Origin of the sequence: Bradyrhizobium sp. ISRA436 (assembly GCF_029910015.1) — a bacterium.
In the GTDB taxonomy this organism is placed as follows: Bacteria; Pseudomonadota; Alphaproteobacteria; order Rhizobiales; family Xanthobacteraceae; genus Bradyrhizobium.
The window spans coordinates 164608-189724 of record NZ_CP094520.1; the positions used below are offsets into that span (position 1 = coordinate 164608).

Sequence of the window (25117 nt, forward strand, 5' to 3'; positions counted from 1 at the left end):
ATCGCCTTCTCGAATTACTAAACCCTGACGGAAAACCGGTCGAATGCCGTCAAGGTTTGCAAGCGCGGCTCCACGTCTCGTAGATAGACCTCCGTCCTGAGAAACGAGAGTTCGTCATCTAGCTTGCTCTCGTCGATGTCGACATACCATGATCGCGGCCGACCATCGCTTCCGTCGCTCCAACGGTACCCTCGCCGTCGCAGCGAGTCCTTGAGGTCAAATGGCGATTGCTCCGCCCACACCCGCACCGTCTTTTTTCGAGCGTGTTCGAGCAGCACGGCAAGCGCCGACGTGCCCGTCGTCGGCAGTTCGAACGCAAGAATTTCAAGTAAGGCCTGGCAATCGTCGACTGCCCTGTGAGCCTGGTGGAAGAAGCCGGCACCGTTTAGCAGGTAGCCCAGGCGCGAGCCATCAAAGCCGTGCTTCCGCCACTCGACCTCGGTTGCCGAACAGCCCCAGGCCTTGCGTTGGAAAATCGGCCAGTAGCGTTCCGCGAATTTGCGGTCGAAGCTCGCGTGGTCGAGGACCTCGATCATGCGGCGCAGGTTGAAGTCGATGTAGCTGTACAGCATGACGATCTTGCCGATCAGGACGACGTCGTCTTTGCCCGGCGCAGGCCAATCGATGATCGGCTCGGAGGCGTTCCTGACGAGATCCATTAGGTATCGGTTGCGTTCGGTTTCGATCGACGATGGTAGCGCCACGTCATGCCTCTCCCGGTCGCGAAGGATCGAAGGCGGTCGGGTTCGCCTCGACGTATTCCGCCCAGAGACGCTGCATCATCGCCCTCACCTCGTCGGGGCGGTGATCGTCGCCGTTCGGCAGCCTGCTGCCTAGTTGCCCGAGCCGCAGGTTTCCTGAAAGCGGGCTGCCGGGATGGGGCGTGAACGCCGCGCCCGTCGGTACGTGCGTGATTCCTTCTGGAGCGACGACGAACTGATCGCGCGTTACGGGGGTAGACATGGCGACGGCCTCACAATCGGAGCGAGCATTATCGTGGATCCGCGGGGCAAAGAAAAGCCGGAGTGGCTACGCTTCGGAAGGATGGCCCGTTTTCACGAACAACTCGCCGCTGGCGAGGCCGATACTCTCGAGGAAGCGCTGCGCGCTGCCCTGGAGATGGCGTCTCGGCCTCGAGAGCGTTGGCAAAGCCTCCGCGGTCGTGGCTCGCGCGGTCGGACACGCGCCTCTTTTGATGCGCCTCACTTTACTACAGCTTACGGCGATCCTTGAGATGATAGTAGAGGTTGTCATGGCGGCGAGTGGCGTCATATCGCGCACAGTAGTCGGCGAAGATCGTGGCCGCATCCTCCGGCGAAAACCGGTCTACTCGGTCACGTAGCCCGATTGAACGGCCATTGTGCAAGGAGTCGGTGATAGTCTCGACGTTGCGCATTTTTTGTACTCCATGGGTGATGAAATCAAGGCGCGCTGAAAGTGTGGTACTCAAGGTTGTCAAAGTGACTAATATATGGCGCACTCTCCTGTCCGAGGAATGTGGCAGCCTACCTTGTTCGAGGCTGTCTTTGGGAAGGGCCGGTGCCTGTAGAACGCATTTATGAGCGGGACGTCGATCTCCTGCTTGCCGAAGAGTTCGGGGTCAATCCGGCCTTCGCGGACCATATCAAGTCCTTCACCAAGTTCGCCGGCGAGCCGGCAACCGTCCATGAGTTTTGGGTCTCGAAAAAACGATACCCTAGGAGAATCCGATCTTGTCGTCGTCTATCAGCGAAGCGACGGAAGCCGTTTCGCGCTTCTGATCGAGGACAAGGTCGACGCGAATCTGCAACCCGATCAGGCGGCACGGTACCGAATGCGCGCCGAGCGTGAGCGCTCAAAGGGCATGTACGCGGACTTCGAGGTCGTCCTCTGCTCACCTGCCTTCTACTTCGAAAATCACGACGACTTGGACGTCTTCGATTGCCGCATCTCGTTCGAACAGCTCGCCGACTTTCTCGATGCCGGCGATCGGAGATCGAAATACCGAGCGGCCTTCCTGAGAACGGCGGCCGACACGAAGAAAATTAATGCCTGGGTACGCCAGGATGATCCCGCCACGAATGCATTTTGGAATGCGGCCTACGACTTGGCCTGTAGTGAATTTCCGATCCTTGAGATGAAACGTCCCGCGTTGACGAAGGACTCGGTCTGGATGGCGCTCAGGCCTAACGGTCTGCCGACGATGCCGAAACGCGTCAGCGTCGAGCTGAAGGGCAAAAACGGACACGTCGATCTCACCTTCGCCAACACCACCTCCTACGTCTTCCAACCTCTCGTCGAGAATCTTCTGCAGTCCGGCATGACGGTCCATCAGACGGGCGCGGCAGCGGCGATCAGGCTGACCTCACCCACCTTTCGGATAGCGGACGGCATCGCCGACGGGCTTCCCAAGGTGAAAGCCGCGTTCGCGGCCGCGTCCCGACTGATCGCGTTCTACCGCACCTTCGCAGCCGAGTTGGACCGGTCTGCCAAAGCGGCAACGCCTGCGCCGTACTCACCGTTCATCCTCCTGTGACGCGTGTAGCAAGCGGAACCGGAAAGTCGGCTCGAAAGCTATCACGACGGAGCGCGGCACTCGACGACGACCGGAAGCACGACGATGCCCTCGGGAAGACTCGCGGCCTGGCCTTCGAGTTTGGCCCTGACGTCGTCGATCGACATCTTCGGTACGGTTCTGCGCCGCCTGTCTTTGGGATCCCACCTGTCGGTCTCGAACCACCCGACCAAGAATACGCCTGCTTGCGCGCGTAGGCGCACCATATACTCGCGGACCAGCTGCGCCTCGAGCGCGGTGAAGAGTTCGTCGTTCCAGCATCCCTTCGCTTCGATGACGGCAGTGATGGGATCGAACGCTTCCCCGCCCGGACGGCGGCGAACCGCATTGATCAAGATGTCGGTACGCTTGCCGACAGGGGCTCCCGGCACCCGGCCGACTTCGACCTCGCGGTTGGCGAAGATGCCGGCGTGTGCGAGCTCCGACTGAAGGAAGCGCACGACGACGTCCGAGAAGCCGTTCTCGTCGATGGGCCTGAAGACGCTCGTCGAACCCTGCCGGTCCCAAAGATCGCGCACCGGCGTCTGTGCGCCGTGAAGCGAGACGGCGAATTTCGCCAGCGCCTCGGTCAGGACATCGCAGAGATCCCCGGCCGTGTTCACCAACTTCAAGGTCGGCTTGTCGGCGAGAGCGAGAACCTCTTTCGGGCTCATCGGCGACCAGGTCGCCAGTCGCATCGCGCGCTGGGCGAGGGCCAGTTCGTAGGCCAGATGGGTCAGTTGGGGATGGTCGACGATCAGTTCGTTGAGGACCGTGACGGAGGTGGCGGAGCCCATTTCCGCGAGATGCCGGGGCAATCCGTCGCGTAGATAGCCGATCGAATCGAGCGTTCCTACGAAGCCCGTCGCGCGTTCGCCGTCTTGTCGCGGCGGAAACAGGCGCGTCACCAGCCTGAACAGCGCGGCGATGTCGTGCTCGCCGAGATCGCGATAGAACGGCGAACCGAAATCGAAATGCATTGCGACGCGCGTGACGATCCTTTTTGCGAGTTCGTCGTCAGACTCCATCGCGGTCCGGATGGCCGTCCAGGAGCGGACGGGCTCTCGGCGCAGAAGACTCTCGGCAATCGCGTAGTCGCGGTCGCGCTTGGAAGCGTCGTGGGTCGCGAGAAGTCCGAGGGCGTGGTCGAGAGCAGGCTGGACGCCTGCGAGCAGCAAGGCGTCGAGAAAGGAGGCGTACTCCGCCGGAGTATTCTCCGGATCGAGAAGCTCCCGGAAGATCGCGTCGCGCAGCATGTCGTTCTGCCAGCATCCGTCCAGATCGTGGAGGATGTGGTAGGGCGATCCTATCTGGTTCGCGCCGGGTTTGCGCACGTCTTCGCGCTCGAGGCGGATGATGGTGCCGACTGCGGAGACGAACTCCTCGGGCGCGCGCCCGATCGCGTCTACGAGGATACTGCGGACGTCGGCCCATCGTTCGGCATCCGTCCCGTGCCGCGGCAGTCCTACGATAACGGGGGCCCATTTCCGCCACGTCTCTGCGGTGATCCGGCCGTAAACTTCGGGTGAAACCTGCCTGAGCAGCAGCATCGCACGCAGTCCGGCGACGGCGTTGTGATAGATCGTCATCGGACGATGTCCGAGCCAATCGTCGAGGGAGGTTTCGGCCGCCGACAGATATCGTTCGGCGCCGGCGACGATGCGCGCGCGGACATCCTCTCCGGCTTCGTTCCAGCCGGGGGTAGTGACGATGAAATAATCGAGCTCGTCTCCGTAACCCCGGCTTTTCGGCGTCAGCGCCAGGACGAGGGTTAGGTGCCACCATGCCTGCCAGCGACCGGCCTCCTCGTCGGCGAGAAGGGCACGGACCCTCTGCGCCGGATCGGGTTCCACGGGCGGAGGGAGATTGTCGTCGAGCGCGCGCCATTGCGCCTGCAGCCGCCGTCCGTCCTTGGCCGCCTGCGAATCCAATCGTACAGGCTCGAACCACAGTCCATATCGGGCACGCACCAGTAGCGAACGCTCCATCGCGGCGGAGAGCGCTTCGATGTGATCCACCTTCTGCATGTCGAACGCGCGCTCGATGAGGCTGAAAAGCGTCTCGGATTCGATATCCTGCGTGTCGTTCTCCTCCTTCGGCGCAAGGGACAGAAGCCACTCCAGGTCAGCCGCGAGGACAAATTCGGCGCGGTGGAAATTGTATACTTCGATCTGCGGAACTGCCCGCTTGCAGAGCACCGCCAGAAACATCCTGCGTCGCGCGTCGTCGCTCAGCAACCTATAGCGGAAGGCCGCCTGCTCCTTGTGGTCGAGTCCGAGGAAGAGCGGGCCGTGATTGCGCAAGCGGGCGGCGATGTTGTCCACGAACGACTCCGTCAAGTCCGCACGTTCGAATATGGGCCAGACCTTGAACATGATCGCGTCCGCCACGCCTCGCGCGTGCGCATTGCCGGATCTGCCCTTACCGACCACCGCATTCGTCGCCCATCGGAGAGCCGCGAGCAGGTCTTCGTCCTTCAGCGATTCGGGTACCGTTGTCAGGAAACGGGCATACGTTCCGAAGAACATGTCCGCGGTGGGCGTCAGAAGCGGGAATAGTCGGTCGGCGGCGATGTGATCGGGCCAGAGCAATTCGAGGGCGGCGCCCTTGATCTCGTCGTTCGGATCCTGCGCCTTCGCTTTGCCTTCGGCGAACGGAACTATCTGAGCCGGCACGGAGGCGTCGCCACAGGTCTTCAGGGCCGAAATGGCGCCGCTGCGGACCTGAGGATGATTGGTCTCGTCGAGCACCATCTGAAGGAGTTCCGGCTGGAGTTCGGTGAGCCTACATTTTTCGGCGACGAGCAAGGCGAGCTGGCGGGTGGTTGGGCTCAACTCGGCGTCGACGGCGAACGGCCGCAGTTCGTCCGCCAGGCCGGGGTGCTTGAGCTTCGCGTAGATCTCGGAATGCTTATAGATGGAGTCCGTGACGCGCTTCTTTTCGACCGCGTCGAGCAGCGATTTCAGGATCGCCGTCTTGTCCACGTCGCCAAGTCCCGAAAGATCGCCACCGAGAAGCGCGACCGGATCCTCGGCGATCAACGCGGCCCGCACTGCATCGTCCAGCGACGCGGACCAAGCGGCGACGCCGGAAAGCTGCGGAATCAGTCCGCCGGCCGGATGACGCACCGCCTTCAGGATCGTCGCGGCAGGCACGTGCCGAATATGCAGATATCGGGCGGCGAGAAATTCGCCGTAGCCGCGATGGGCCCACCCCATCTGTTGTTCGCCGTGCGCCCCGAAAAGACCGGTGTCGAGCGTTTCCCGAACGTCGTCGTCCGAAGCAACGAAAGAAGCGAAATCTCCCGCTTCTTCGCTGCCCGCCAGCGCCGGAACGGTGATATCGGCTTCCGGACATTCGCTCTCGAGACCCGTCCAGATCGCGAACCGGTTGCCCAGAATCGTCGCCGCCGCCATCCGACCTGCAAGGCGCATGCGCTGGCCCGCGTTCAGTCGGCCGCGCCGGCCTGTATCGCGGCGGCTCTTGTTGCTTTCCTCGCACAGCGCGAGGCAGCCCCGCTGGTAGAGCTCGATGCTGCTCTCGGGCAGGGCACCGTCCTGCTCGTACACCGCCAGCAGCATCCTCAGCGTGAGCGGCTTTATCGCGAAAGGTCGCGCGTGAGCGGCGAACAACGCTTTCATGAAGCCTTCGGCAGGAATTCCGTGCGCGTCGAGCGCGGTGAAGATATCGGTACGGCGCAAGGGCGCAAGCTCGAAGGCTACGGCCTGCTCGCCGAAGATGTTCGTGAGCGCGCTCCCGAGGGTGTCGGCCGGCCAGACGGCAGTGCGGCAGGCGATGCGGATCGAAAGACGGTCCGTCGGGAGGTTGGGCAGTTCCGAGGCGATAAGGTTCGCTATGGAGTCGATGCGCAGGAGCGCCTCGTCCAGGCTGTCGAGATGGAGGAAGAGATGCGATCTGTCGCTCTTCCAGCGCGTCATCTTCTCGTTCTCGAAGACTCGCTGGAAGAGGAACGCCTCGCTCGAAAAGGATCGCAGATCGACATAAATGGACTGCAGTACGCCGTCCGTCGCCAGCACCCTAACGCGATCGGCTTCTTCCTTCAGCGCCGTCGACTTGCCGATGCCAGGTTCGCCCAGCAGCACCAGCGATCGCCGGCCCTGCAACGCCGCGAGCGTCACGGGCCGATCGGAACCGCGCGAGTCGGTCGGATCGCTCAGGAAGCCAGCGTCCGAAAGATCGAGCGGTCCGCCGAGTCGGATCCAGAAACGGGGCCAAGCGTAGGTCGGCGGCTGGTTGGTGGCTTGAGGCATCGTAGAAACTCTGATCGCGACTTCGCGAACCGCCTTTTACCGTCTTTTTGCTATTCTTGCTCTTCGGGTTACGACATTTTTCCAGACGCTGCGTCCGCCTCCCGTGGTTTGGTGGAAAGGCCGAGCATATCGATCGACGTGTGGTCGGTGTCCCCGCAATCCACAGGATCGAACGCGAACGAATCGGGTAGGATTAGTCCGCTCGGTGCTGACGGGAGGGACCATGATCGGTTTGCTGATCCGTCTGTTGAACGCTTCGCCCAAGGCTGCGCTTGCGTTCAAGCGCATCATGGTCGGCATCGCACTTGGCGCTCCGGTGATCTTCGGCGATGCAAGACTGGAATCCTTGAGAAAGTGGCTTTGGGGTACTCCTCAGGAGCAACAGCGAGTTCTCAAAAGCCTTCCGCCCCTGTCGACTCTGGAGGAAGCGCTGTTTCTGGAGTATCAGCGCGACATGGAAGAAAGATATCGGCTCGACATGCTCGCGCGCTATTTGATGACGTTGCCTGCGCTGCCCGACGAGGGCTACTAGCGCGGTTCGCGCGGGCGCCTAACCAATACAACGTCGTCGATGGCTGCTTCAGATCACAAGCGGCCATGCTCTGGCTGATCATAAGATTTCCGCTTGAACGTCGGGCGCTGACGTATGTGCCGTTATGAGCACGCGCCCTAGTCAGCTCGCGGCGAATACTGATCGATGGTTGGCAATCTGCGATGATAGCTTCGTCGAGGACAGTGATGATAGCCAGTCACCAGATGTCCTTGGGCGAGACCGAAATGGCCTTCTTGCGATCCAAGTCGTCGACGAAATCCGCCCATGCCGCCCTGCCAACCCTCAGCGAGCAGTAGGCGCCCGCCATCGACGCGAAGGCCTTCAATACGGTTAGCAGATCGTCGACGAAGCCCGACAGTTGGGTCGACACCGAAGATCCGTAGGCGAGAAAGATCGCGTCTCGATAGTTGGCCTTTCCGCGGTATCGCGACGCCTGATGGAGAAACGCGATACCGCGTCGAACGTAGGCCGCGTCGCGCAAGTTGCGCGCGGCCTGTTTCCGAAAGTCGGTGACCGCCAACGCCTTGAACGCCGGCGTCTCTCTCACTCTCTCTTCGACGTTCCAACGCTCCCAGTTAGCGGTCCCCGATAGGTACTCCGCGCAACAGCCCCAGGCTTCCTGCGCGGTAGCGGGCGCGTTGACCAGATGATGCTGTCCTCGCGCCTTAACCGCGGCAAGTTCGGCATCGGCGGTGCTCGGCAAAATGCTCGAAAGGCAATCGGCGAACGGATGCATCGCCAGGTTCTTGGCCGGAAACCGCTCCTGCCATTTCCTCGCGGTCTCCGTGTGGTTGTCCTGAAACGATCCGTCCATCGCTGCCGTCATCGCCGAAGCGGCGCTGTAAACACCGTAATACCAGGCGACGATCGCCGTGCGGGCGACGTCCGCCTTGTTTGTGGCCGTCGCCAGAGTCTGCAATGCGGCGATCTGGTTGAGGACGAACAGAAGCTGTTCGCAAACGGTGTTGAGCTCGCGCTCGGGCAGTCCGCGCGCCTGCACTTTGGCATAGAAGGTCCGAGCCACGGCGAAATCGAGTTTCTGATCCGCAGCGAGGATCGCCAGCGCACGCATCCAATGGATCGTCGACGGTAGCGCAAAGCGCGCGTCGGGGACGTCGCGCGGCGTTTCGGTCAGGGTCCCGTGGATCTGCATGCGCGCATAGAGCGATGGCGTCTTCGGTACGGAGGCCATGATGCGGTTGCCTCAAATGTAGAACTTGAAGGGCAGCGGCGCGTGGGGCGTGATCGGGCCCGCCGTCAGGATTTCTCCGACCAGATCGGCGAAGCGCAAGGTGACCGGCAGACCGTCGCAGAATTCGGCGCCGTTGAAGTTGAGCTTCGTCAGCGACATCACGTCCCGCATCACCTGCTCGATGTCGGCCGAACCGCGCCTGATCTCGACGGTCAGCGGATTCGGCACCTCGCGGCCCGGATAGGTCCGCAGCCGCGGAATGTATCCTCGCGTCCACAGGTAACCCGACGTTTCGGATGTCACGACGGCCGTGCCCCGCAGCACGGCGTTGGCGCCGTACCGGAAGACCTTGACGTCGGCGTTGTCTCGAATCTGGACCCCAACCAGTTTCGTCGACTGCGGGACCGCGCTCGCGAATCCGGCCCATTCCTTGGCTTCGAAGTTTGTCTTGCCGTGGATGAAGAGTTCTTTCGGCGCTTCGCCGTGATTGTCCTTGTACGCGCGGACGATCATCTCCATCAGCTTCGCCGCCTGATCCTGATCGAGGTGGAAGGCGTCGTTCGTTTCCGAGTACCAAGGCCCCACGGCTCCCCTGAAGACGAGCCCGTCTCCGGACCCAAGAAACATCTGTGCACCACAGCACGCGTTGTCGTGTCCACTGGGCCGATCTATCCGCTTGAACACCAGGCCGACGTAGCAGACGCCGTCGCGTAGGTCGGCGAGACGCCATGGACGGCCGCCGATCTTGTAGAAGCTGGTGGTAGACAGATTCCACGCGATTGTCGCAGGATCCTGCATCCGCGCCTTCGCCTTCTCATCCGGCGGATCGAGCGTGACTTCCTTGACGACCTGAATGACCTGGCCGGTATCCATCACACGCGCTTTGAGCTGATTGTGGAAGTTCAGTTCGTATTCGTAGACGGCTGCCGCCTCCATCTCCTCTGGAAACATCGAACCGCCGGTCAGGATCGCGCGTGCCGCCTTCATCCCGAGCTTGCGCGTACCGGGCGTGCGGAGCTTCACCGGGACCGTCGATTTGGGCCGGCCGTACTTGTAGACGTCTTCGGGAACGACCGCGAACCAAAGCTGCGGGCGCGCCTCCTCCTCGCGGAGATACTTTCTCAGCGCCTCTTCATACAGCGCGACAGCGGAATAGATCGCCTGATGCCTGTCGGCCCCAAGAATGCGGCGGCTGAGTTCGGCGGCGTCGATCAGGCACGTCGCGAACGGCTTGCCTGGCCAAGCGGCGCCGTAGACCGCCTCGAAGCCGGGCCAGACGAAGGTATTGGCGTCGTTTCGCTTCCGGTTCGGCGCCGGCGCCGGCACGTCGATGAACTTCTCGATCGACGCTATCCACTTCGAATACTTCTCGAGACCGGCCGGCGTCGCGATGACGCCGACGTCCATGCGCGCGGGGTTCTGGCCGGACGCGACTGGTCCGAACAGGAAGAGACCGTCCTTTGGATGCTCGGCGCCCTGGTCGTGCCCGAAGGACAACCGCGGCTCGTCGATGTGGATCGCTCGCCAAGCCGCCGTCATTCCTCGTCCTCGTCGTCCATCTCCCCGTCGAGCTCATCGCCATCGTCGTCCGTGTCGTCGGGCTCCTCTGGTTCGCCCTCTTCGTCGGCGACGTCCAGATCGAACGGCATGCGCATTCCCGTCGTGAGCTTCAATCCGTCGCCGGCGACGGCCCAACTGCGATGCTCGCCCAACGCGATCAGCACGCTCTCGGAACCCGCGCCGAAGAACTCGAAGAAGGCTTGCCAGAGCGGTCGCCAAACGTGGTTGAACCAGCTCTTGCAGAAGCGCCGCCGCAGCTTGGTCATTTCGCCGGCGTCCTGCAGCGGCGTCTTGCCGTCCCGGGTGAAGACGACGTAGGGGCGCAGCCGTACCGTGGGCACTTCGCCGAGGCGAACGACCGCTCGCATGCCGAGATGCCAGTGCGCCTTGAGCACCTTGCTTTCGCCGATGACCTGCTTGTAGGTTCGCTTGCCTTTCGCGTTCGTGTAGTAGACGCGATCGTCCGCAAGCACATCTTTTGGGAAAAACATGACCGTGCCGGCGGACGCGACGTAGGTCAGCAGTCCCCGCGAGGCGAGATGCGCCTCGAACGACTCCCGAAGCATGCGGACCGCCCAGGCGTTCGCATCGCGGCGCTGCGGCCCCACCGGGTCCGTAAGTTTGCCTTCGAGGAAGTCCGGGAAACTCGCGGTCCCCCGCAACGAAACGGTCAATTCGGGCGGCAGATGCGCCTGGATCTCGTGCGCGGCGGCGAAGCTGACCAGCAGGCGATTGTGCATGGCGTGCGGATACGGGACGGTCTCGATCGCCTGCTCGAATTTCTTGTTCTCACCCTCGTACTCGTAGAACGAAACCTCCTCCGGAAGTCGGACGATCGGCATGATGCTCGTCAGCAACGGCTCGTCGCCACGCTCAACGACCACGTCGGACCGCACGGACGCCTGTCGCCACCTGTCGAACTCGGCGGACAGGTCAGTCACCGTGCGGGGCACGCCGGCCTTCGTCAGCGTGTCGACGAGATCAGCAAGCTTTGCGCCCCAGCCCGTCGTGAAGTCGATCGTGTTGAGTCGATGAATTTGGATCGGCAGGTCGCCGAAGGCGATGTCGTCGATCCGGACCGGGATGATGAAGTCCGGATCCTTGAGGGATTTCTTGACCGCGTCCGCCACAGAAATTTCGTTCTGAACTCCGCTGCGGTTCGGATCGCAACTGGCCTTCGAGACCACGAAGACGACCTTGAGTGTTCGCTTCCGCAGCGCGTCCTCGATGCTGTTCCAGAACGGCGTCCCGCCGGCCAGATCAAAGATGTCGGCCCAGACCTTGTACCCAAAGCCCGTCAGCCGAGTGCCAAGCCAGCGGACAAACTCGTTGTCGTTCGGTGTCGCATGGCTGATAAAGATGACGTCGCGATCGGACATTTCGAAAGTCTCGTTATACCTTGCAGCTGCGTGTCGATTTCCAGCGCTCTTTGTCGCCGAGAAGGACGGACGTGCCGGAAGAATGAATATCGGCATGTCTAATGCCGCAAAAGTTCTCGATATGAACGCGCGCGATCCGCACCTTGCCCCCCTGAACCCCACGTTGCTATTGATTTCAAAATAGCAGCTTCATCGATGTTTGTCCGTGTATCCGAATGATCAGAAAAGCGCTCTGATGCACGGTGTCGCTTCAGGCATTATTACTCGCCTTCCTTCGGTTCGCTCGATAGTACGTCGGTCACGAAAACGCAGATTCAACCCGCAGTGCCGCGACGTCCCGCAGGCCAAACAGCGGCTGCACACCGAAGGTCGAGTCCACGACTAATAACCGGCACCGGCCTCCGCCCAATAGAGACGATCCTGCTCGTCCTTTAGCTCTTCAAGAGACACAGGAATTTTGCTGAGTTCGACATTGTACATCGGTAATGGCCAGTGCCGGTACAGCGTGTCGACGTGAGCCTGATTCGCTGATTCGCTCGGCAATTCTTCGGCGATCAGCCGCGCAACAAGCTCTTGTGTTAGACGCTCCCCATCCTGGAGAGTTTCCTTCTCCTGGAATTCGAGCTGTCCCCAGACCTCTGATGTCGCTTTGAGCCCGGCAAGGGTCAGAATCCCGCAAGCTGCCATCGCATCCACGACTTGGACCGCGGCCGGCATGCGCGACGGAAAACCTCTTGGATGAACGACGGGAGCATTCCAGAGGGGGGTGCCATCCTCGTAAGCCTCGACATCGGCGTAAAGCTTGCTCTCCCGCCGATAAAGCGTGTTGTTGGGTACGATGTACTCACCCATGTTGCCTTCGAGATCATGCGCCTTGCGCAGCGGTTCGACGGCTTTGCGGAGAGCGGCGATGTCGGTGAACCAGCATTCCGCGAACTGAGCATAGATCAATCGCTCGAGGTGCCCGTAGAAACGCTTCACCTGCGTGTCGAGGATGCTGGCGATCCGTTTTGATGGACAACGGATGACGTCGAGCAGAATGAGCACCTTCGCCGCTTCCTCCTTGGCGAATCCGGCAAGCACCTCAGCCTCACGCGGCTTCTGCTGCAGCTCAGCGGCAGCCGACCAGAAGCCCAACGCGCTGGCATGAATGATAGGAAGTCCCTCGGCGATGAAAGCAAGCCGATCTGCCGCGGACATTTGGCAGATGCGCCTAGCTTGCCTCTGTCCAATCGGCAGTTTCTTCATCGTCGTCCCCCTCGTTGTTTGATCCTGGCAAGATGTCCGGTAATTCGCCGGCCAACAGTTTTTCCTTGCTGAGCAGGCCCGCCTCCTCGAGCATCTCCATGTCCGGCAGGTCGCGCAGCGTGTCGAAGCCGAAGTACGACAGGAAGCCCTTGGTGGTGACATAGGTATAGGGCGCGCCGGGCTGCGGTGCCCGTGGCCCTGACGCGATGAAGCCGAGTCCGCGCAGGTAGCCGATCAGGTCGCGGCTGACCTCTTTGCCGAAGAAGGAGGAGAGCTCGCCACGGGTGATCGGCTGGTAGTAGGCGATGCAGAGCAGGACCAGGCTCTCCTGCTGCGAGAGCGGGCGCCCCTCGCCGCCGAGGCTGATGGCCGAGCGGATCGCCGCGGCGAACGCCTTGCGGGTGCGGTGTTGCCAGCCGCCGGCGACGGCCACGAGCTCGTAGGGCCGGCCGCGCAGCTCGGCGCGGATATCGTCGATGATCAGATCGAGGTTGCAATCGCGGCCGACGACACGCGCCAGGACCTCGCGCGTCACCGGCTCCGGTGAGGCGAAGATCACCGCCTCGACCCGGCCCATCCATTCCCGCCAGCGCAGCTCCGGCGGCAGGTCAGCGAGCTCGGTGTCGAGCTCCGCTTTCGGTCGCGCGCGCCGCCCCATCTCAGAGCCCGTACAGGCGGAAGGTGGGGCGGCCGGTCAGCTCGCGCACCGCGCCGACCGCGACCAGCCGCTCGAACAGGCGGCGCGTGCTGCGATCGCTCGCCGTCTTGCCGGCGGCGGCCGGCTGGGCGTCCTCCATCAGCAGGATCGCCACCATCATGTCGGCATCCTTGGCCCGCAACTTCGGCGCGGCGGCGAGCAGCCGGTTGGCGCGCCGCACGAGGTCGGCATAGAGGTCGACGGCCGCAGCAGCGGCACGCGCATAGGCCAGCGCGCAAGTCCTCGCCCAGGTCGCGTCGGGGCCGCCGGCCTTGCCAGCCGCGCGCAGCTCGCCACGGCGCACCTGGCCGGCGAGCAGCGGCACCGCCATCGGCCATTTCAGGCGATGGGCGAGCACAATGTCTGCGAGCCACAGCGCGAGCGGTTCGCTATCGGGGACGAAGCGCAGGCTTATCGCCGCGATCTCGGCGGCGGCCGCGACGGCGCTTCCCGGTGCTGCCGCCAGCTTCGCCGCGGCGCTGACGACGTCCTCGAGCGCGTCGTTGAAACGCAGCTCGAACAGCGTGGACAGCCCAAGCATCCAGTCCTGCGGCACCATGGCGGCCGGCTCGCCGAGCTGCCGCCAGGCCTTGAGGATGCGTCCGCCCGGCCCCGGGTCATCGGTCTCGCGGCGCAGATACCAGGCGTCACGCAGCGCCGCTTCGTCCTCGGTGCGGCCGCCCTGCCGGGCGAGGATGGCGGCGCTTTCGAGCGCCAGGCGTTGGCGCCAGAGCTGACCGAGGGGATGCTCGCTGCGCGCGATCGGGTGGACCGCGGCAAGCGCGCCGCCCGCAAAAAACATCGCATCGTCAATCGTTTGGGCGGACGCGCCCTGCCGCGCCCAGCTAGGCACAGGCGGGACGGTGGGCGGGGGCTCGGGGATGATTCGCGCGCGCGAGAGCATAGGTGAGAGTAAGCGGGCACGGCGCTTATGGCCATCTGTTTCGCTCAAACCGCCGTCCCTGTCGGTGGATAACAACGACTGATAATGTTGCCTTATCGTTCGTTTTTCTCTTAATATAGAGAATGCCCGATATCGCCGCTCAGACCTTCGAAAATCGCGCCGTAGAGAGCTCCGCGCCCACCAGAGAACGGCCTTCCGGCTCGATCTTTCCACGCTCGAGACGTCGGCGCCCTGTCCTTGACCTCTCCGACGCCGCCTTCTAGAACATAGCTAGACTGTCTAGCTAGGAGCATGCAACATGGAATGGTCCCTGCAGGACGCCAAAAACCAGTTTTCCAAGGTGGTGCAGAAGGCCCGCCTCGAAGGCCCTCAGGTCGTCACCCTGCGAGGCGAGCGGGCCGCCGTGGTGCTGTCGGCCGCCGATTACGATGCGCTCCGCTCCGGCCGGCCGACCCTGGTCGACGACTTACTGGCCGGCCCAGGCTGGGATGACGAGATGGCCGAGGCGGTGACGCGGCGCGCCAACACCCCCAGCCGTGACGCGGCGTTCTGATGTATCTCGTCGATACCAATGTGGTCTCCGAGGCTAGGCGCGGCTCGGCGCAGGCCACCGGATGGCTGCGGTCGGTCGACCCGGCCAGCGTCCACCTCAGCACCCTCACCCTGGGCGAAATCATGCGCGGCATCGCCCTCAAGCAGAAATCGGACCCGAAGGCGGCCGCCCATCTGGCCGAATGGTTGCGCAAGCTGCGCCACGACCACGCCGACCGCATCCTGGCGGTGACTGACCAGATCTCCGTCGAGTGGGGTCGTATCGCCGCGATCCGGCCGCGCGGCGACATCGACGGGCAGATCGCCGCCACCGCGATCGTCCACGACCTCATTCTGGTCACCCGCAATGTCGGGGATTTCGAGGATACGGGCGCCACGGTGATCAATCCCTGGGAGGAATCGGCATGAGCCACCCTCCAGCGACCGGCTTGGAACCGCTCGCGGTCGCCCCATCTGACGCGGCCGGGACGGATATGCCAGATCCCGCCGGCGCACCCCTCCCCTCCCCTCTTCCGGCTGCGGAATCCGGCCTGCCCGCGCACCTCGAGCGGCTCGCCGATCGGGCCCGCGACTATGTCGAGGCGGCAAGCTCGGCCAACACCCGCCGGGCCTATGCCTCCGACTGGAAGCACTTTTCCGCGTGGTGCCGGCGCCAGGGGCTCGAGGTGCTTCCGCCCGCCCCCCAGACGGTCGGGCTTTACATCACCGCCTGCGCCTCGGGCGCCGCGACGACCGATCGCCAGGCGAACTCGGTCGCGACCATCGAGCGAAGGCTTTCGGCGCTGACCTGGAACTATGCCCAGCGCGGGACGCCGCTCGATCGCGCGGACCGGCATATCGCAACCGTGCTCGCCGGCATCCGCAACACCCATGGCGCCCCTCCCCGGCAGAAGGAGGCAGTGCTGCCGGAAGATGTCATCGCGATGCTTGAGACCCTCAATCGCGGCACGCTAAGGGGCCTAAGGGATCGGGCCATGCTGCTGGTCGGCTTTGCCGGCGGCTTGCGTCGCTCCGAGATTGTCGGCTTGGACTGCGGCCGCGATCAGACCGAGGACGGCCGTGGCTGGATCGAGATCCTCGACAAGGGCATGATCGTCACCCTGCGCGGCAAGACCGGCTGGCGCGAGATCGAGATCGGCCGCGGCTCATCCGACGCCACCTGTCCGATCGTCGCCCTGCAGACCTGGCTGAAGCTGGCCCGGATCGGCCATGGGCCGCTGTTTCGCCGCGTGACCGGCCAGGGAAAGGACGTCGGTCCGGATCGTCTCGCCGACCAGCAGGTTGCCCGGCTTGTCAAACGGGCAGCGTTGGCCGCCGGCGTGCGCGCTGACCTATCTGAAGGCGAACGCGAGGAAAAGTTCGCCGGACATTCACTGCGCGCCGGCCTCGCCTCCTCGGCGGAAGTCGATGAGCGCTTTGTCCAGAAACAGCTCGGTCACGCCAGCGCGGAGCAGACCCGCGGCTATCAGCGGCGGCGCGACCGTTTCCGGGTGAATCTCACCAAGGCTGCGGGCCTTTGACCGCTGAAATACCGGTCCGGTCGGGGCGGTAGCCATCGTGGATATTCAAAGATGGATATGCTAGATATCCAAAAGGAGATATCTCATGCCCCTCTTCATTCGTGACGATCAGGTCGACGACCTCGCCAGCCGGCTCCAGTCCATCACGGGCGCGCGGACCAAAACAGACGCCGTGCGTCTCGCGCTCGAGCACGAGATCAAGCGTCAGACCGAGAACATGCTTCCGAGCCAACGAATCGGCAATGCTCTCGCGATCGTCGCCAGCATTCGGGCCGACGCTGCGGAACGCGGCCTCGTCGGCACGGATGATTTCGACATGAAGGCCTTCACCGACGAGATGTGGGGCGTTTGATGTTCCTCGATGCCTCGGCCATTGTTGCTATTCTCGGCGGCGAGCCGGACGGACCCGAGCTCGCCGGCCGCTTGAACGGCGCAAAAACGAGCTTCTTCGTCTCGCCCCTCGTCATGTTCGAGGCTTCCGCATCGCTTGCCGCGAAGCTCGCCCGCGAAACCGGCTTACCGCGCGACGCCGCCCTCCTCGCCAAGGCGGAAACCGCGGTGCGGGAATTCGTCACCTCGCTCGGCGCCCAGGAAATGTCCGTCTCGCCGGATATCGGGCGCAAGGCGCTCGAAGCGGCGCAGACCTATAGCCGCCTGGTCGACCATCCCGCGCAGCTCAATTTCGGGGACTGCTTCGCCTATGCCTGCGCCAAGGCCTACCGAATCCCGCTCCTCTACAAGGGTAACGGCTTCGCGCAGACCGATCTTCGGTAGCGACAGGCAGTTTTGCGGAAGGAGGCGAGGTCGGGGGGCTGATGACACTCACGTCGTGCGCGGCACGCTTTGGTGCGGCGTGCTTGTCTCGACCTCACGGCGAGCAATCGCCACGAAGCGCCGCTTGACCTCGGTGAATAGCTTTGGTGGCAAGGCGCCATAATAGCCGCTCTCGGTGTCGATCGGCCGCAGGTCCGGGCCCGGCCAAATGAAGCGGTTGCTCTCGATCAATACAATCCAGGAGCGCTCGTCATCGAGCCGGAGCCGGGCCTTCACCGCGGTCGGAAGCTCGATCGCATCGGCTGGATTCGCCGGAGGGGTGTGGGTAATCGGCAGCACCCGGACGATGGACGTGCCCTCTTCGTCAGTCGCGACGATCGCCAGCACGAGGCAAGGCCGATCCTTGTCGCCCTCCTCCCGCCCTTCGCGATGTTGCCAGTCCCACAGATAGGCGTAGCGAAAAATCCAGCCGACCCGAATCTCAGTCGGCAGCATGTTTTGCGTCGAGCTCGGCGTTGAGGTGCTCGGAACCCGGTGCCATCTCCGAAGCCTCGACCGCGGCGATGTCCGCCTCGTTCAGATCGACGGTGCGCTGCACACGGCGCTCACGCTTCGACAGCCGCACGAAGTCATCGTAGGCCATCAGCACGGTGCGCGGGCGGCCATTTTTGGTGATGATCACTGGCTCGCGCACGGCAGCGTCCTGATAGGCACCAAAGTTCTTCGATATTTCGGCGGCTGTGACGGTCGAACTCATCGTTCAATTCTCCTAACTTCCGTAATATACGGAAATCCCGGTAATCCCGCAAGCCCAGGGCAACAGGCATCTGGCCCGCCGCGTTGGTGTCTTGGACCGATCAAAGCTTGAATCCTGCGGGCGGACGCCGCTCTCCCCGGACGATAGCTTCAAGATCAATGTCGGGATCGCAACTCGCCTTCAGGCGGGCGTAGAAGACCGCTGGCGGTTCGCGGGCGGACGTACGCTCCTCGTAGGCTTCGAGGGCCCGCTCGACAATGTCAGCGATCGAACGTTGCGCCATACGACGGGCAAGATCTCGCGCCTTCGCGCTTCGGATTGAGAGCAGGGGCTGGGGCATATCGGATCTCCACCTTTCGCCCGGTCGCGTCATTTTGGCCGTTTATACGGCAATCCCACAAGCTGGGTCAGGTTTACGAATTCAGCCCTTGGCGCCGTGAGATTTTAGGCGAAGCGCGCATATTGCTCATCACCTCGCCCATCGCCATTCGGAGCTCGTCCTGGGCGTCATTCAGTCCGACATGGCCGGTATAGGCCGCCAGTGCCGCGAATTTCAGTGCGGCTAACATGGCGGCTTCGCTGCCCAGCTCCCGCGAGACCTGCTTCGTCGGATGCTTCTCCAGCACGGAAAGTGCCGACTGGGTGATCGTTTGCCCGAGCTCGTCGATCAGATCGTCGAACGCAGCGAGCTCAAGATCGTCTTCCAAGCGGCTCGGCCGCGGCACAGGCGGGGCGTTTCGGACGGCAAGCGTCACTTCGCCCACCACCTCGTCCACCAGACCAACGATCTCGCCGGCGCGGGCATCGAGCTCGTCCCATGGGATACACCGCGTCCCGAGGCCTTCCTGCGCGCGATGCTCCGCCGGGGTCCGGGCCGCAATGTGGGCGTTGATCGTGAGACCTGAGCGATCATCGCCAAAGATCGTCATGATCCGCACCCGAGCTGGGCGGTCGCCGAGGGTGCGCAGCTCCTCGGCCCGTTCAAGCGCCGCCGCGATCGCGCCGCCGACGGATGTCGTGTGTCTGGTCAAATCGCCCTCCCCGATTTCTGCCCGGAAACCGTAGCCGAGTCGTCTTCGCTGGCGGAGTCATTCCTGGCGCGGTTTCGGGTCATTTCGGCCGCCTGGACAGTGAGGCGCGTAATTCGGCGCTGGCCTGGTAGGCACCGGTTTGGCTGGGCTTTCCCGGTTCGATTCTGGCGGGACCGCCCGCGGGCGGCAGGGTTGGCTTCGATCCGTCGAGCTTGGCCCGCAGCAAGGCCATCATCATCGGCCAGACGGAGAATTTCCCGTCCTTGGCGCGGTCGGTCAGGCTGCGCAGATAGCCGCCGGCGCTGCTGATCTGGTCCGCTTTCTGGTGGATTGCGGCCAGCGTAATCGCGGCCTGTTGGTCGCCGAGCACCTCCCTCGCCTCGCGCCACGCGCTCGGGCTGATCCCCAGCATCGGCCGGGCAAGCTCGGCAGCGGCCAGCAAATCCTTCCAGTGCCGGATTTCACCGCCTTTGATTAGCCAGCGCATGTTCGGGCAGGCATCCAGCACGATTCCCAAGGGCAGCTCACGCTTCGGCAGGCTCGGTAGGTTGTGGTTAGCCGCGGCGCTGCCGCCCGCTTCATCTTCCTTCGCTAAGCCACTTTCAGATTCAGATGGTAGGTCTGGGTTTGAATTCTGTATGTGGCGCCCAGAATGGGACTCATTGGCGTCCGTATTCTGTGTTTTCGCAAACGTTTCCAACAGCTCCCGGATCTCGCGCCAGAGCGATTCCATCTCACCGCCGATGCTTTCCAGGAGCTGCCGTGGCGCAGTTCGGGGAATCTGCCCGGCGATCTCCTGGTAGGCCTGCTGAAACCGCTTCCAGTTTCCCGGTACACCCTCCTCGAGCCCGGCCTCGATCATCTTCACGATGTCCCGGCGCAGGATGGTGAGACGCTCCTTGGCAACGCGGAAGGCCTTCTTCTCGGCCTGCACGGCAGCCGCGAGCGTCTTGTACTCCTCGGCGCGGGCGACCATCGGAGCCAGGTCAAAGCCATAGGCCTGCTCGATCTCTCCGCCCTGTCCTTTGCGCGCATAGCGTTTGCCGTTCGGGCTGTCCCTGCGAATGATCAGACCGCAGTCGACTAGGACCGCCAGATGCCGGCGTAGCGTCGTCGGCGGCATCCCATTGGCCCGTGCCATCAGCTGCTCGTTGGAGGGCCAGACGATCAACTCGCTGTCGGCCTCGAGCGCGATCTCAGGATGGAATGACAACAGCGCGTGCAGGATCGTCAGCGCACGGTCGGTCGCGCCGAGAACCTGGCGCGCCTCCTTGATGTGCTGAAAAACGTGCCATTTGTGAACAATGGCCGCGTCCGGCTTTGCCTTCGCGGCCAGCTGGCTTGAAATCATGCCAAGCGTCATCGGCCGCCGCCCAAAGGGCGTCGTTGATATGGATTGCGTCATGGTTGTGTCTTTCAGCCTTTAGGCAAAGCGAAAGCGCTCACCAAAACGGTGTCCGAGGCCTCGAAGAGGCTCTTGACTGTGATTCGCGGAAGTGAGATTCTCGTTGTCGCCAAACATACGAGAGAGGGCTTCCGGGACACTGTTTCGGGGGCCTTTCTTTTTACCGCATGCTACCTCTGTGTTTGTTGCGCCATCATCCGGCTTTGGCCGAGGCCTCCGCCCTTCCCGCCACCCAACCAAACCTTGTCAGCTGACAAGGTCGGGCCGCGCGTCGAAAATCACTCAGTGCCCTCCCGGGCAAAAAATCTTTCCACCAGACCCGGCAGCTCTTCCTCGAGGAAGGCGCCGAACTCCGTCGCGTGCTTGTCGGAGACGGTGAGTTTGATATCGCCCTTTGAGAAGGTCGCCTTGCCTAGGACCCTCCCTGCCGGGCTCCGCAGCTCGAGCTCATTATGAGATCGAGCCGTCGGCTGCCTTACAGCGGCGAAGACGAGCTTGAATCGATCGTCAGAGGTCAACGCCGAAACCTTGTCACCTGACAAGGTTTTCCGCACCCGATCCAGCGCCGTCGGATCTTCTCCTATGGCAGTCGCCAAGGCGATCCAGCGGGGCCGCCCCGCCTTCGGAGCCCGGCCAATCGACTTGATCACCTCGACCGGGACGGCTCGGCACACCGCCCTGAGGCGAGCGAGTTCCGGATCGTCGATCGAGAGGGAGGCTCGGATGTCGCGCGCCTTGATGCCGGCCTCGTCCATGCGCGATGCAAAGAGCGCGCGCTCGATCCAGCTAAGATCCTGACGTGCCGCGTTTTCGATACCCTGTGCCACGACGAGCTCGCTGTCCGACAGCGAGACAACCGTGACTTTGACTTTGACGCCCAGATCCAAAGCCGCTCGCCAGCGGCGATGGCCATAAACGACCTGATACCGATCGCTGACGTTTGGGTGGCGCCTAACCTGGATTGGTACCTTCTGACCTTCCTCGGCGATGAGTTTCTTGAGCGCCTCAAAATCGGCCTCGCTGTCGTCGGGAAGCCGATCCGGGAAAGGTGATGGATCGATAGAGGCTGGATCGAGTTCTGAACTGCCTCCGGCGTCAACGAGCGCCTGAAGCCGGTCACGCTCTTCGCGCAGTTCCGCAAGCGATCGCTGTGTTGCTCCGATGACCCCAGCGCCGACACGAGCCGGCGATTGCATGAGTCCGTCCGCGCGCACGGGCCTGGAAGGGGAGGGGCCAGTGCTCGCAGTCTCCGGCTCCGAGAACGAACTGAAGTTGCCGAGAATAGATCGACCTGAAGGACGTTTGTTGGTCATGCGCGCCCCCAGGCCTGAGTGACTAGTGCGAGGATCTGATCGTTAACCGCATCGATGGATTCCCGTGCGCGCTTGGTGGTTGATGCCGAAATATTGCCCGGCTCCAGCTCGTAGAGCGTGCGCTTCGCCAGACCAGCAGTTTCGATGGCTGAGCTTGCTATCGCCGTCGCTGTCAGCACATCCTCAGTGAACAGATGCCGTAGCATCGTCACGACCCGGACCTGCGATTGGTCGAATGGATCGTGCCGGGTCACGACATAGCGAAGGAAGTCCTGCTTCATCGTCGCGCCGGCGTCGCGGATGACCGATATGAGATCGCCCATCATCAGCAAGAACTGGCTCATCGACATGACGTCGAGCATTGCAGGATGGACTGTCACGAGAAGGCCGGTCGCCGCGTAGATGGCGCCCAGCGTCAAGAAACCGAGCGAAGGCGGCGTGTCCAGGATGACGACATCGTAGGCGTCTTCCACGTCTGTCAATGCGAGACGCAACCGCTCGAAAAAGATGCTCTCTGGGGCCGCCTGCCGCTTTGCCAAGTAGCGCGGCGTCTCGTGCTCGTACTCCATGACCTCGATGTTTCCCGGAATGAGGTCGATGCCGGCGAAATAGGTCGGCCGGATGATGTCAGCGATGGGTCGACGCTCGTCGTCGTAGCGCAGGGCCGCATAGATGGTCTCGTTCTGCTGGACATCGATCTCCGGCTGCGCACCAAACATAGCCGACAACGACGCTTGAGGATCGAGGTCGATCGCAAGGACGCGATAGCCCTGGAGGGCCATATAGTGGGCAAGGTGGGCGCTGGTTGTCGTCTTGGCACTGCCACCCTTGAAATTCGCGACCGCCAGAACCTGCAGATGCTCGCCCGACCGACGATGAGGCAAGAATCTCAAGGCATCTGCAGGACGCTGAGCAGCAAACAGCTCGCGAAGCTCATTGATCTGCGCGAGCGTGTATGCACGATGATTGTTCTCAAGCCGGGCGGGGAGGGGCCCTTTCCCTTCGTTTGACATCAACTTGAGAGTCGACTCCGGGATCGAGGTCAACTTCGAGACCTCATGGGTCATGAAATGCCGTAGGCTTTTCTGAGCGTCCGGAGGGTACATCTGCTGACGCCTGGCCTGCAGATGTTCAGAAAGCATTCCCGCGTGCCGGATAATCTTGTCGGCGGGATCTTCAATTTGGTTGTTGATCTGAACCTGCGCTTCCATTGCCGATTCATTCCTTCGTTGTCGGCCAGCGGGCGGTTTATCGCCCTTTGCCCGCTAAAACTAGGTCATGATTCTTGGCTTGCGTCCAGTCCTTTAAGGTTAACAGGCACTTAACGGCACCTTCGGATAGCGCCGCTCAAACCGCTGATTCGGAGGGATTCGCTCAATGTTACCGAGGGCTTATCTTGCGTTTCCAAAACGCGCCATGACGTTTCGTTCTCCCGCTAATCTTACAGTCCAGGCGTATCCTTGGCCGCCAGATTTCGATCACTGACAGACGCGGAATCGATGCCCAAGACGCGACTCACGCGAATCGGAGCTCGCCGGCCCCCCGTTGGACAATTGCGATTGATGCGGACCAACATGGGGCGGATTGGGTCTCTGCTCGATTACGCGCTGCCCCGGGGCCGATCGTCTCGGCCGGGATGATCGCGGCAGAGTTCAAGGTTGCGCCGCGCAACTGGGAGAGGACGACACCGGGCGTGGGGGATTCTATAGAGTGTATCGGGGTTGTGTCGCGTCGATCGGCGCGAGCGCCTTTTGCCGCCGAACCAACGGCGTTGCGATTGCCAATCATACCTCTCCTGAGAGAGGATCAGTTACATGGACCAACTTGCGGGACTAAAATTCAGAATGCCAAACCGGATTCCGCTGGACCCCAAATTGCCGAAGGCCTTCAACGCGACCCCTAACGAAGCACGAAGCAAGGCGCAGCTCGATGCATGGTGGGATCGTCCCTACGGCCTCACCTTGTCGGATGGCCGCATCGAGGTCCGGTGCCTGAATGGCGGGGCGTGGGACCGTTCAACTCATCTCGGCGTCGCGGACGATTACGACGCGGCCTGCGCATTGGCCGAAGCGAAGCAAGCAGAATGGCTGAGGTTCCGCGAGCGCCCCTGCGTCCTTTTCGATGCAGATCAGGTCATGGTGATCCGACAGGCACAGCGGCCGGACGAAGCGCCGCAGCAACTGGCAGCGTTCCCCACCGCGCAGGCGGCAAATGACTACCTACGCGCCAACTACCCCGAAGCCTAGCTGCTCTCAGCCGGAACGGCGCGAGCGTCGGCACCTTGAGCTTGGTCGCGGAGTTCGGACTACGAAGGCGAAGGGGCTGGGAAGCGACCTGTGAAATCCCGTGACGCGCTTTCATGTGTCGCGCGACAATCGCTCGAGGCTCGGCGGCGGCCTCAGGAGATCACCCCGAATCGGAAGCCGCGCGTTGTGGCGGATGTCGCGCGAGCACAGGGTTCTGACACCAAAGACTTCATCGAGACGGCGATCGAGAAATCGAAACGCGAATGGAAGACCGCGGAAGCCTGCCCTCGCGACAGGCGGATTCGAGAACTCGGGGGCGGTTATTCTGTCAGTGTCCCAGCCGCCAGAGGCGTGGACACGCGAGAAAGCAGGCGTCTTTGCACCGGACGGATTCTGTCCGCGGCAATTACGGCAAGGTACCGCGCGAAAGGCGCGGGAGGCGCCGCTAGTTTCGGCGACAGCCAACAACAGCCCCCGTTAATTCAACAGAGGGTACGAGCCCGCGCGCCATGCTGACTTGCCTCCGTTCACCTGAACGCGACGGAGGATTCGGCAAATGCAAGCAATTGCGATTGATGCCAAAGAACACGGCGGATTGGGGTCTCTGCTCGATGAGATGCATCAGTTGCGCGCCCGGGTGTTCGCCGGGCGGCTCGGTTGGCGGGTCAAGATCGAGTACGGCCGCGAGCGCGATGAATATGACGCGCTTGACCCGACCTACATCCTGGCCCTGACGGACCGCGGCGAGGTCGCCGGCTGTGTCCGTCTGCTTCCAACCACCGGCCCAACCATGTTGTCGCAGACCTTCCCGCAATTGCTCCCGGGCGGCCGGCTTCGGGGCAAATCCACCATGGCCGAGAGTTCGCGCTTTTGCGTCGACACGCGGGGCGAGGGGAGGGGCGGCCGGTTCCTGCACGAAGCCACGCTGACGCTCTTCGCGGGGATGATCGAGTGGTCGATGTTGAACGGATTCAACCTGGTCGCCACGGCGACGGATGTGCGGGTCGAACGCATCCTGCAACGGGCGGGCTGGCCGATGAGGCGGCTCGGCGGCGTGGTGCGCATCGGCGACACCATGAGCGTCGCCGGCATCCTGCCAGCCGACCAGGCGAGCTTCGACCGGGTCCGACCGCCCGGCTATCGATCCGACCTGCGCCGCCTTCAGCGCGTCGCTGCGTGAGC

The 25117-nt window shown here is 62.8% G+C and carries 25 protein-coding genes and 1 pseudogene; 9 read left to right on the plus strand and 17 right to left on the minus strand.

Annotated features, from left to right (window positions below):
- Positions 1-17: 17 nt before the first annotated feature.
- The 3 genes and pseudogenes from MTX23_RS35675 to MTX23_RS35685 all read right to left on the minus strand — a co-directional run.
- A pseudogene (locus MTX23_RS35675) lies at positions 18-536 on the minus strand (3'-5' exonuclease); the annotation flags it as partial.
- Between the two features lie 169 nt (positions 537-705).
- Entirely contained in the window at positions 706-963 is a 258-nt protein-coding gene (locus tag MTX23_RS35680) for a hypothetical protein (protein WP_280978518.1), read from the minus strand.
- Between the two features lie 247 nt (positions 964-1210).
- Entirely contained in the window at positions 1211-1396 is a 186-nt protein-coding gene (locus tag MTX23_RS35685) for a hypothetical protein (RefSeq protein WP_280978517.1), read from the minus strand.
- A 270-nt stretch (positions 1397-1666) separates the two neighbouring features.
- On the opposite strand from MTX23_RS35685, the gene MTX23_RS35690 reads away from it, so the two are divergent.
- Positions 1667-2515 (plus strand): hypothetical protein, encoded by an 849-nt coding sequence (locus tag MTX23_RS35690; RefSeq protein ID WP_280978516.1) that lies wholly within the window; start codon positions 1667-1669, stop codon positions 2513-2515.
- Positions 2516-2556: 41 nt separating this feature from the next.
- Here the strand turns inward: MTX23_RS35690 and MTX23_RS35695 are convergent, their stop codons facing one another.
- A complete protein-coding gene (locus MTX23_RS35695; protein ID WP_280978515.1) occupies positions 2557-6804 on the minus strand; it encodes a hypothetical protein in 4248 nt (1415 codons plus the stop codon).
- Positions 6805-7027: 223 nt separating this feature from the next.
- Here MTX23_RS35695 and MTX23_RS35700 point away from each other — a divergent pair, with 223 nt between their 5' ends.
- A complete protein-coding gene (locus MTX23_RS35700) occupies positions 7028-7336 on the plus strand; it encodes a hypothetical protein (protein WP_280978514.1) in 309 nt (102 codons plus the stop codon).
- Positions 7337-7553: 217 nt separating this feature from the next.
- Here the strand turns inward: MTX23_RS35700 and MTX23_RS35705 are convergent, their stop codons facing one another.
- The 6 genes from MTX23_RS35705 to MTX23_RS35730 all read right to left on the minus strand — a co-directional run bounded on the left by MTX23_RS35705 (position 7554) and on the right by MTX23_RS35730 (position 14337).
- The gene (locus MTX23_RS35705) at positions 7554-8429 is read right to left on the minus strand and encodes a hypothetical protein (protein WP_280978513.1); all 876 of its coding nucleotides are present in this window, start codon (positions 8427-8429) and stop codon (positions 7554-7556) included.
- A 132-nt stretch (positions 8430-8561) separates the two neighbouring features.
- Positions 8562-10088 carry a hypothetical protein gene (locus MTX23_RS35710; protein WP_280978512.1) on the minus strand — a complete coding sequence of 509 codons (1527 nt, stop codon included), beginning with the start codon at positions 10086-10088 and terminating at the stop codon, positions 8562-8564.
- Complete coding sequence (locus MTX23_RS35715; RefSeq protein ID WP_280978511.1) at positions 10085-11488, minus strand: toll/interleukin-1 receptor domain-containing protein; 1404 nt, start codon at positions 11486-11488, stop codon at positions 10085-10087. Before MTX23_RS35715 ends, MTX23_RS35710 begins: the two co-directional genes overlap by 4 nt.
- A 381-nt stretch (positions 11489-11869) precedes the next feature.
- Complete coding sequence (locus MTX23_RS35720) at positions 11870-12736, minus strand: hypothetical protein (protein WP_280978510.1); 867 nt, start codon at positions 12734-12736, stop codon at positions 11870-11872.
- On the minus strand, positions 12702-13394 hold the full coding sequence (locus tag MTX23_RS35725; protein ID WP_280978509.1) for an SMC-Scp complex subunit ScpB: 693 nt from the start codon (positions 13392-13394) through the stop codon (positions 12702-12704). The genes MTX23_RS35720 and MTX23_RS35725 overlap by 35 nt, the downstream gene beginning before the upstream one ends.
- A 1-nt stretch (position 13395) precedes the next feature.
- Positions 13396-14337, minus strand: a complete 942-nt coding sequence (locus tag MTX23_RS35730) for a DUF1403 family protein (RefSeq protein WP_280978621.1) — start codon at positions 14335-14337, stop codon at positions 13396-13398.
- A 298-nt stretch (positions 14338-14635) separates the two neighbouring features.
- On the opposite strand from MTX23_RS35730, the gene MTX23_RS35735 reads away from it, so the two are divergent.
- The 5 genes from MTX23_RS35735 (at position 14636) to MTX23_RS35755 (ending at position 17183) form a co-directional block, all read left to right on the plus strand.
- Positions 14636-14890: a type II toxin-antitoxin system Phd/YefM family antitoxin gene (locus MTX23_RS35735; RefSeq protein WP_280978508.1), complete on the plus strand. Its 255-nt coding sequence runs from the start codon at positions 14636-14638 to the stop codon at positions 14888-14890.
- A complete protein-coding gene (locus MTX23_RS35740; RefSeq protein WP_280978507.1) occupies positions 14890-15297 on the plus strand; it encodes a type II toxin-antitoxin system VapC family toxin in 408 nt (135 codons plus the stop codon). Before MTX23_RS35735 ends, MTX23_RS35740 begins: the two co-directional genes overlap by 1 nt.
- A gap of 65 nt (positions 15298-15362) precedes the next feature.
- On the plus strand, positions 15363-16409 hold the full coding sequence (locus tag MTX23_RS35745; protein WP_280978620.1) for a site-specific integrase: 1047 nt from the start codon (positions 15363-15365) through the stop codon (positions 16407-16409).
- A gap of 85 nt (positions 16410-16494) precedes the next feature.
- The gene (locus MTX23_RS35750; RefSeq protein WP_280978506.1) at positions 16495-16761 is read left to right on the plus strand and encodes a type II toxin-antitoxin system VapB family antitoxin; all 267 of its coding nucleotides are present in this window, start codon (positions 16495-16497) and stop codon (positions 16759-16761) included.
- The gene (locus MTX23_RS35755) at positions 16761-17183 is read left to right on the plus strand and encodes a type II toxin-antitoxin system VapC family toxin (protein ID WP_280978505.1); all 423 of its coding nucleotides are present in this window, start codon (positions 16761-16763) and stop codon (positions 17181-17183) included. The genes MTX23_RS35750 and MTX23_RS35755 overlap by 1 nt, the downstream gene beginning before the upstream one ends.
- A 48-nt stretch (positions 17184-17231) precedes the next feature.
- Here the strand turns inward: MTX23_RS35755 and MTX23_RS35760 are convergent, their stop codons facing one another.
- The 7 genes from MTX23_RS35760 to repA all read right to left on the minus strand — a co-directional run bounded on the left by MTX23_RS35760 (position 17232) and on the right by repA (position 22900).
- Positions 17232-17678 (minus strand): plasmid maintenance toxin (PemK-like), encoded by a 447-nt coding sequence (locus MTX23_RS35760; protein ID WP_280978504.1) that lies wholly within the window; start codon positions 17676-17678, stop codon positions 17232-17234.
- Positions 17665-17940, minus strand: a complete 276-nt coding sequence (locus MTX23_RS35765) for a type II toxin-antitoxin system Phd/YefM family antitoxin (RefSeq protein WP_280978503.1) — start codon at positions 17938-17940, stop codon at positions 17665-17667. The genes MTX23_RS35760 and MTX23_RS35765 overlap by 14 nt, the downstream gene beginning before the upstream one ends.
- A gap of 100 nt (positions 17941-18040) precedes the next feature.
- Entirely contained in the window at positions 18041-18280 is a 240-nt protein-coding gene (locus tag MTX23_RS35770) for a plasmid stabilization protein (protein ID WP_280978502.1), read from the minus strand.
- A 73-nt stretch (positions 18281-18353) separates the two neighbouring features.
- Entirely contained in the window at positions 18354-18971 is a 618-nt protein-coding gene (locus MTX23_RS35775; RefSeq protein ID WP_280978501.1) for a hypothetical protein, read from the minus strand.
- A 79-nt stretch (positions 18972-19050) separates the two neighbouring features.
- Entirely contained in the window at positions 19051-20376 is a 1326-nt protein-coding gene (gene repC, locus MTX23_RS35780; RefSeq protein ID WP_280978500.1) for a plasmid replication protein RepC, read from the minus strand.
- A 278-nt stretch (positions 20377-20654) separates the two neighbouring features.
- Positions 20655-21689 carry a plasmid partitioning protein RepB gene (gene repB, locus MTX23_RS35785; RefSeq protein WP_280978499.1) on the minus strand — a complete coding sequence of 345 codons (1035 nt, stop codon included), beginning with the start codon at positions 21687-21689 and terminating at the stop codon, positions 20655-20657.
- On the minus strand, positions 21686-22900 hold the full coding sequence (repA, locus tag MTX23_RS35790) for a plasmid partitioning protein RepA (RefSeq protein WP_280978498.1): 1215 nt from the start codon (positions 22898-22900) through the stop codon (positions 21686-21688). The genes repB and repA overlap by 4 nt, the downstream gene beginning before the upstream one ends.
- A 603-nt stretch (positions 22901-23503) precedes the next feature.
- Between repA and MTX23_RS35795 the strand changes: the two genes are divergently transcribed.
- Together MTX23_RS35795 and traI are read left to right on the plus strand one after the other, a co-directional pair.
- Positions 23504-23935: a hypothetical protein gene (locus MTX23_RS35795; RefSeq protein ID WP_280978497.1), complete on the plus strand. Its 432-nt coding sequence runs from the start codon at positions 23504-23506 to the stop codon at positions 23933-23935.
- Between the two features lie 556 nt (positions 23936-24491).
- The gene (gene traI, locus MTX23_RS35800; RefSeq protein WP_280978496.1) at positions 24492-25115 is read left to right on the plus strand and encodes an acyl-homoserine-lactone synthase TraI; all 624 of its coding nucleotides are present in this window, start codon (positions 24492-24494) and stop codon (positions 25113-25115) included.
- Positions 25116-25117: the final 2 nt, after the last annotated feature.

Coding starts and splice junctions, on each gene's coding strand:
- MTX23_RS35680 (WP_280978518.1), bottom strand. CDS start 963: ATGTCTACCCCCGTAACGCGCGATCAGTTCGTCGTCGCTCCAGAAGGA.
- MTX23_RS35685 (WP_280978517.1), bottom strand. CDS start 1,396: ATGCGCAACGTCGAGACTATCACCGACTCCTTGCACAATGGCCGTTCA.
- MTX23_RS35690 (WP_280978516.1), top strand. CDS start 1,667: ATGAGTTTTGGGTCTCGAAAAAACGATACCCTAGGAGAATCCGATCTT.
- MTX23_RS35695 (WP_280978515.1), bottom strand. CDS start 6,804: ATGCCTCAAGCCACCAACCAGCCGCCGACCTACGCTTGGCCCCGTTTC.
- MTX23_RS35700 (WP_280978514.1), top strand. CDS start 7,028: ATGATCGGTTTGCTGATCCGTCTGTTGAACGCTTCGCCCAAGGCTGCG.
- MTX23_RS35705 (WP_280978513.1), bottom strand. CDS start 8,429: ATGCGTGCGCTGGCGATCCTCGCTGCGGATCAGAAACTCGATTTCGCC.
- MTX23_RS35710 (WP_280978512.1), bottom strand. CDS start 10,088: ATGACGGCGGCTTGGCGAGCGATCCACATCGACGAGCCGCGGTTGTCC.
- MTX23_RS35715 (WP_280978511.1), bottom strand. CDS start 11,488: ATGTCCGATCGCGACGTCATCTTTATCAGCCATGCGACACCGAACGAC.
- MTX23_RS35720 (WP_280978510.1), bottom strand. CDS start 12,736: ATGAAGAAACTGCCGATTGGACAGAGGCAAGCTAGGCGCATCTGCCAA.
- MTX23_RS35725 (WP_280978509.1), bottom strand. CDS start 13,394: ATGGGGCGGCGCGCGCGACCGAAAGCGGAGCTCGACACCGAGCTCGCT.
- MTX23_RS35730 (WP_280978621.1), bottom strand. CDS start 14,337: ATGCTCTCGCGCGCGCGAATCATCCCCGAGCCCCCGCCCACCGTCCCG.
- MTX23_RS35735 (WP_280978508.1), top strand. CDS start 14,636: ATGGAATGGTCCCTGCAGGACGCCAAAAACCAGTTTTCCAAGGTGGTG.
- MTX23_RS35740 (WP_280978507.1), top strand. CDS start 14,890: ATGTATCTCGTCGATACCAATGTGGTCTCCGAGGCTAGGCGCGGCTCG.
- MTX23_RS35745 (WP_280978620.1), top strand. CDS start 15,363: ATGCCAGATCCCGCCGGCGCACCCCTCCCCTCCCCTCTTCCGGCTGCG.
- MTX23_RS35750 (WP_280978506.1), top strand. CDS start 16,495: ATGCCCCTCTTCATTCGTGACGATCAGGTCGACGACCTCGCCAGCCGG.
- MTX23_RS35755 (WP_280978505.1), top strand. CDS start 16,761: ATGTTCCTCGATGCCTCGGCCATTGTTGCTATTCTCGGCGGCGAGCCG.
- MTX23_RS35760 (WP_280978504.1), bottom strand. CDS start 17,678: ATGCTGCCGACTGAGATTCGGGTCGGCTGGATTTTTCGCTACGCCTAT.
- MTX23_RS35765 (WP_280978503.1), bottom strand. CDS start 17,940: ATGAGTTCGACCGTCACAGCCGCCGAAATATCGAAGAACTTTGGTGCC.
- MTX23_RS35770 (WP_280978502.1), bottom strand. CDS start 18,280: ATGCCCCAGCCCCTGCTCTCAATCCGAAGCGCGAAGGCGCGAGATCTT.
- repC (WP_280978500.1), bottom strand. CDS start 20,376: ATGACGCAATCCATATCAACGACGCCCTTTGGGCGGCGGCCGATGACG.
- repB (WP_280978499.1), bottom strand. CDS start 21,689: ATGACCAACAAACGTCCTTCAGGTCGATCTATTCTCGGCAACTTCAGT.
- repA (WP_280978498.1), bottom strand. CDS start 22,900: ATGGAAGCGCAGGTTCAGATCAACAACCAAATTGAAGATCCCGCCGAC.
- MTX23_RS35795 (WP_280978497.1), top strand. CDS start 23,504: ATGGACCAACTTGCGGGACTAAAATTCAGAATGCCAAACCGGATTCCG.
- traI (WP_280978496.1), top strand. CDS start 24,492: ATGCAAGCAATTGCGATTGATGCCAAAGAACACGGCGGATTGGGGTCT.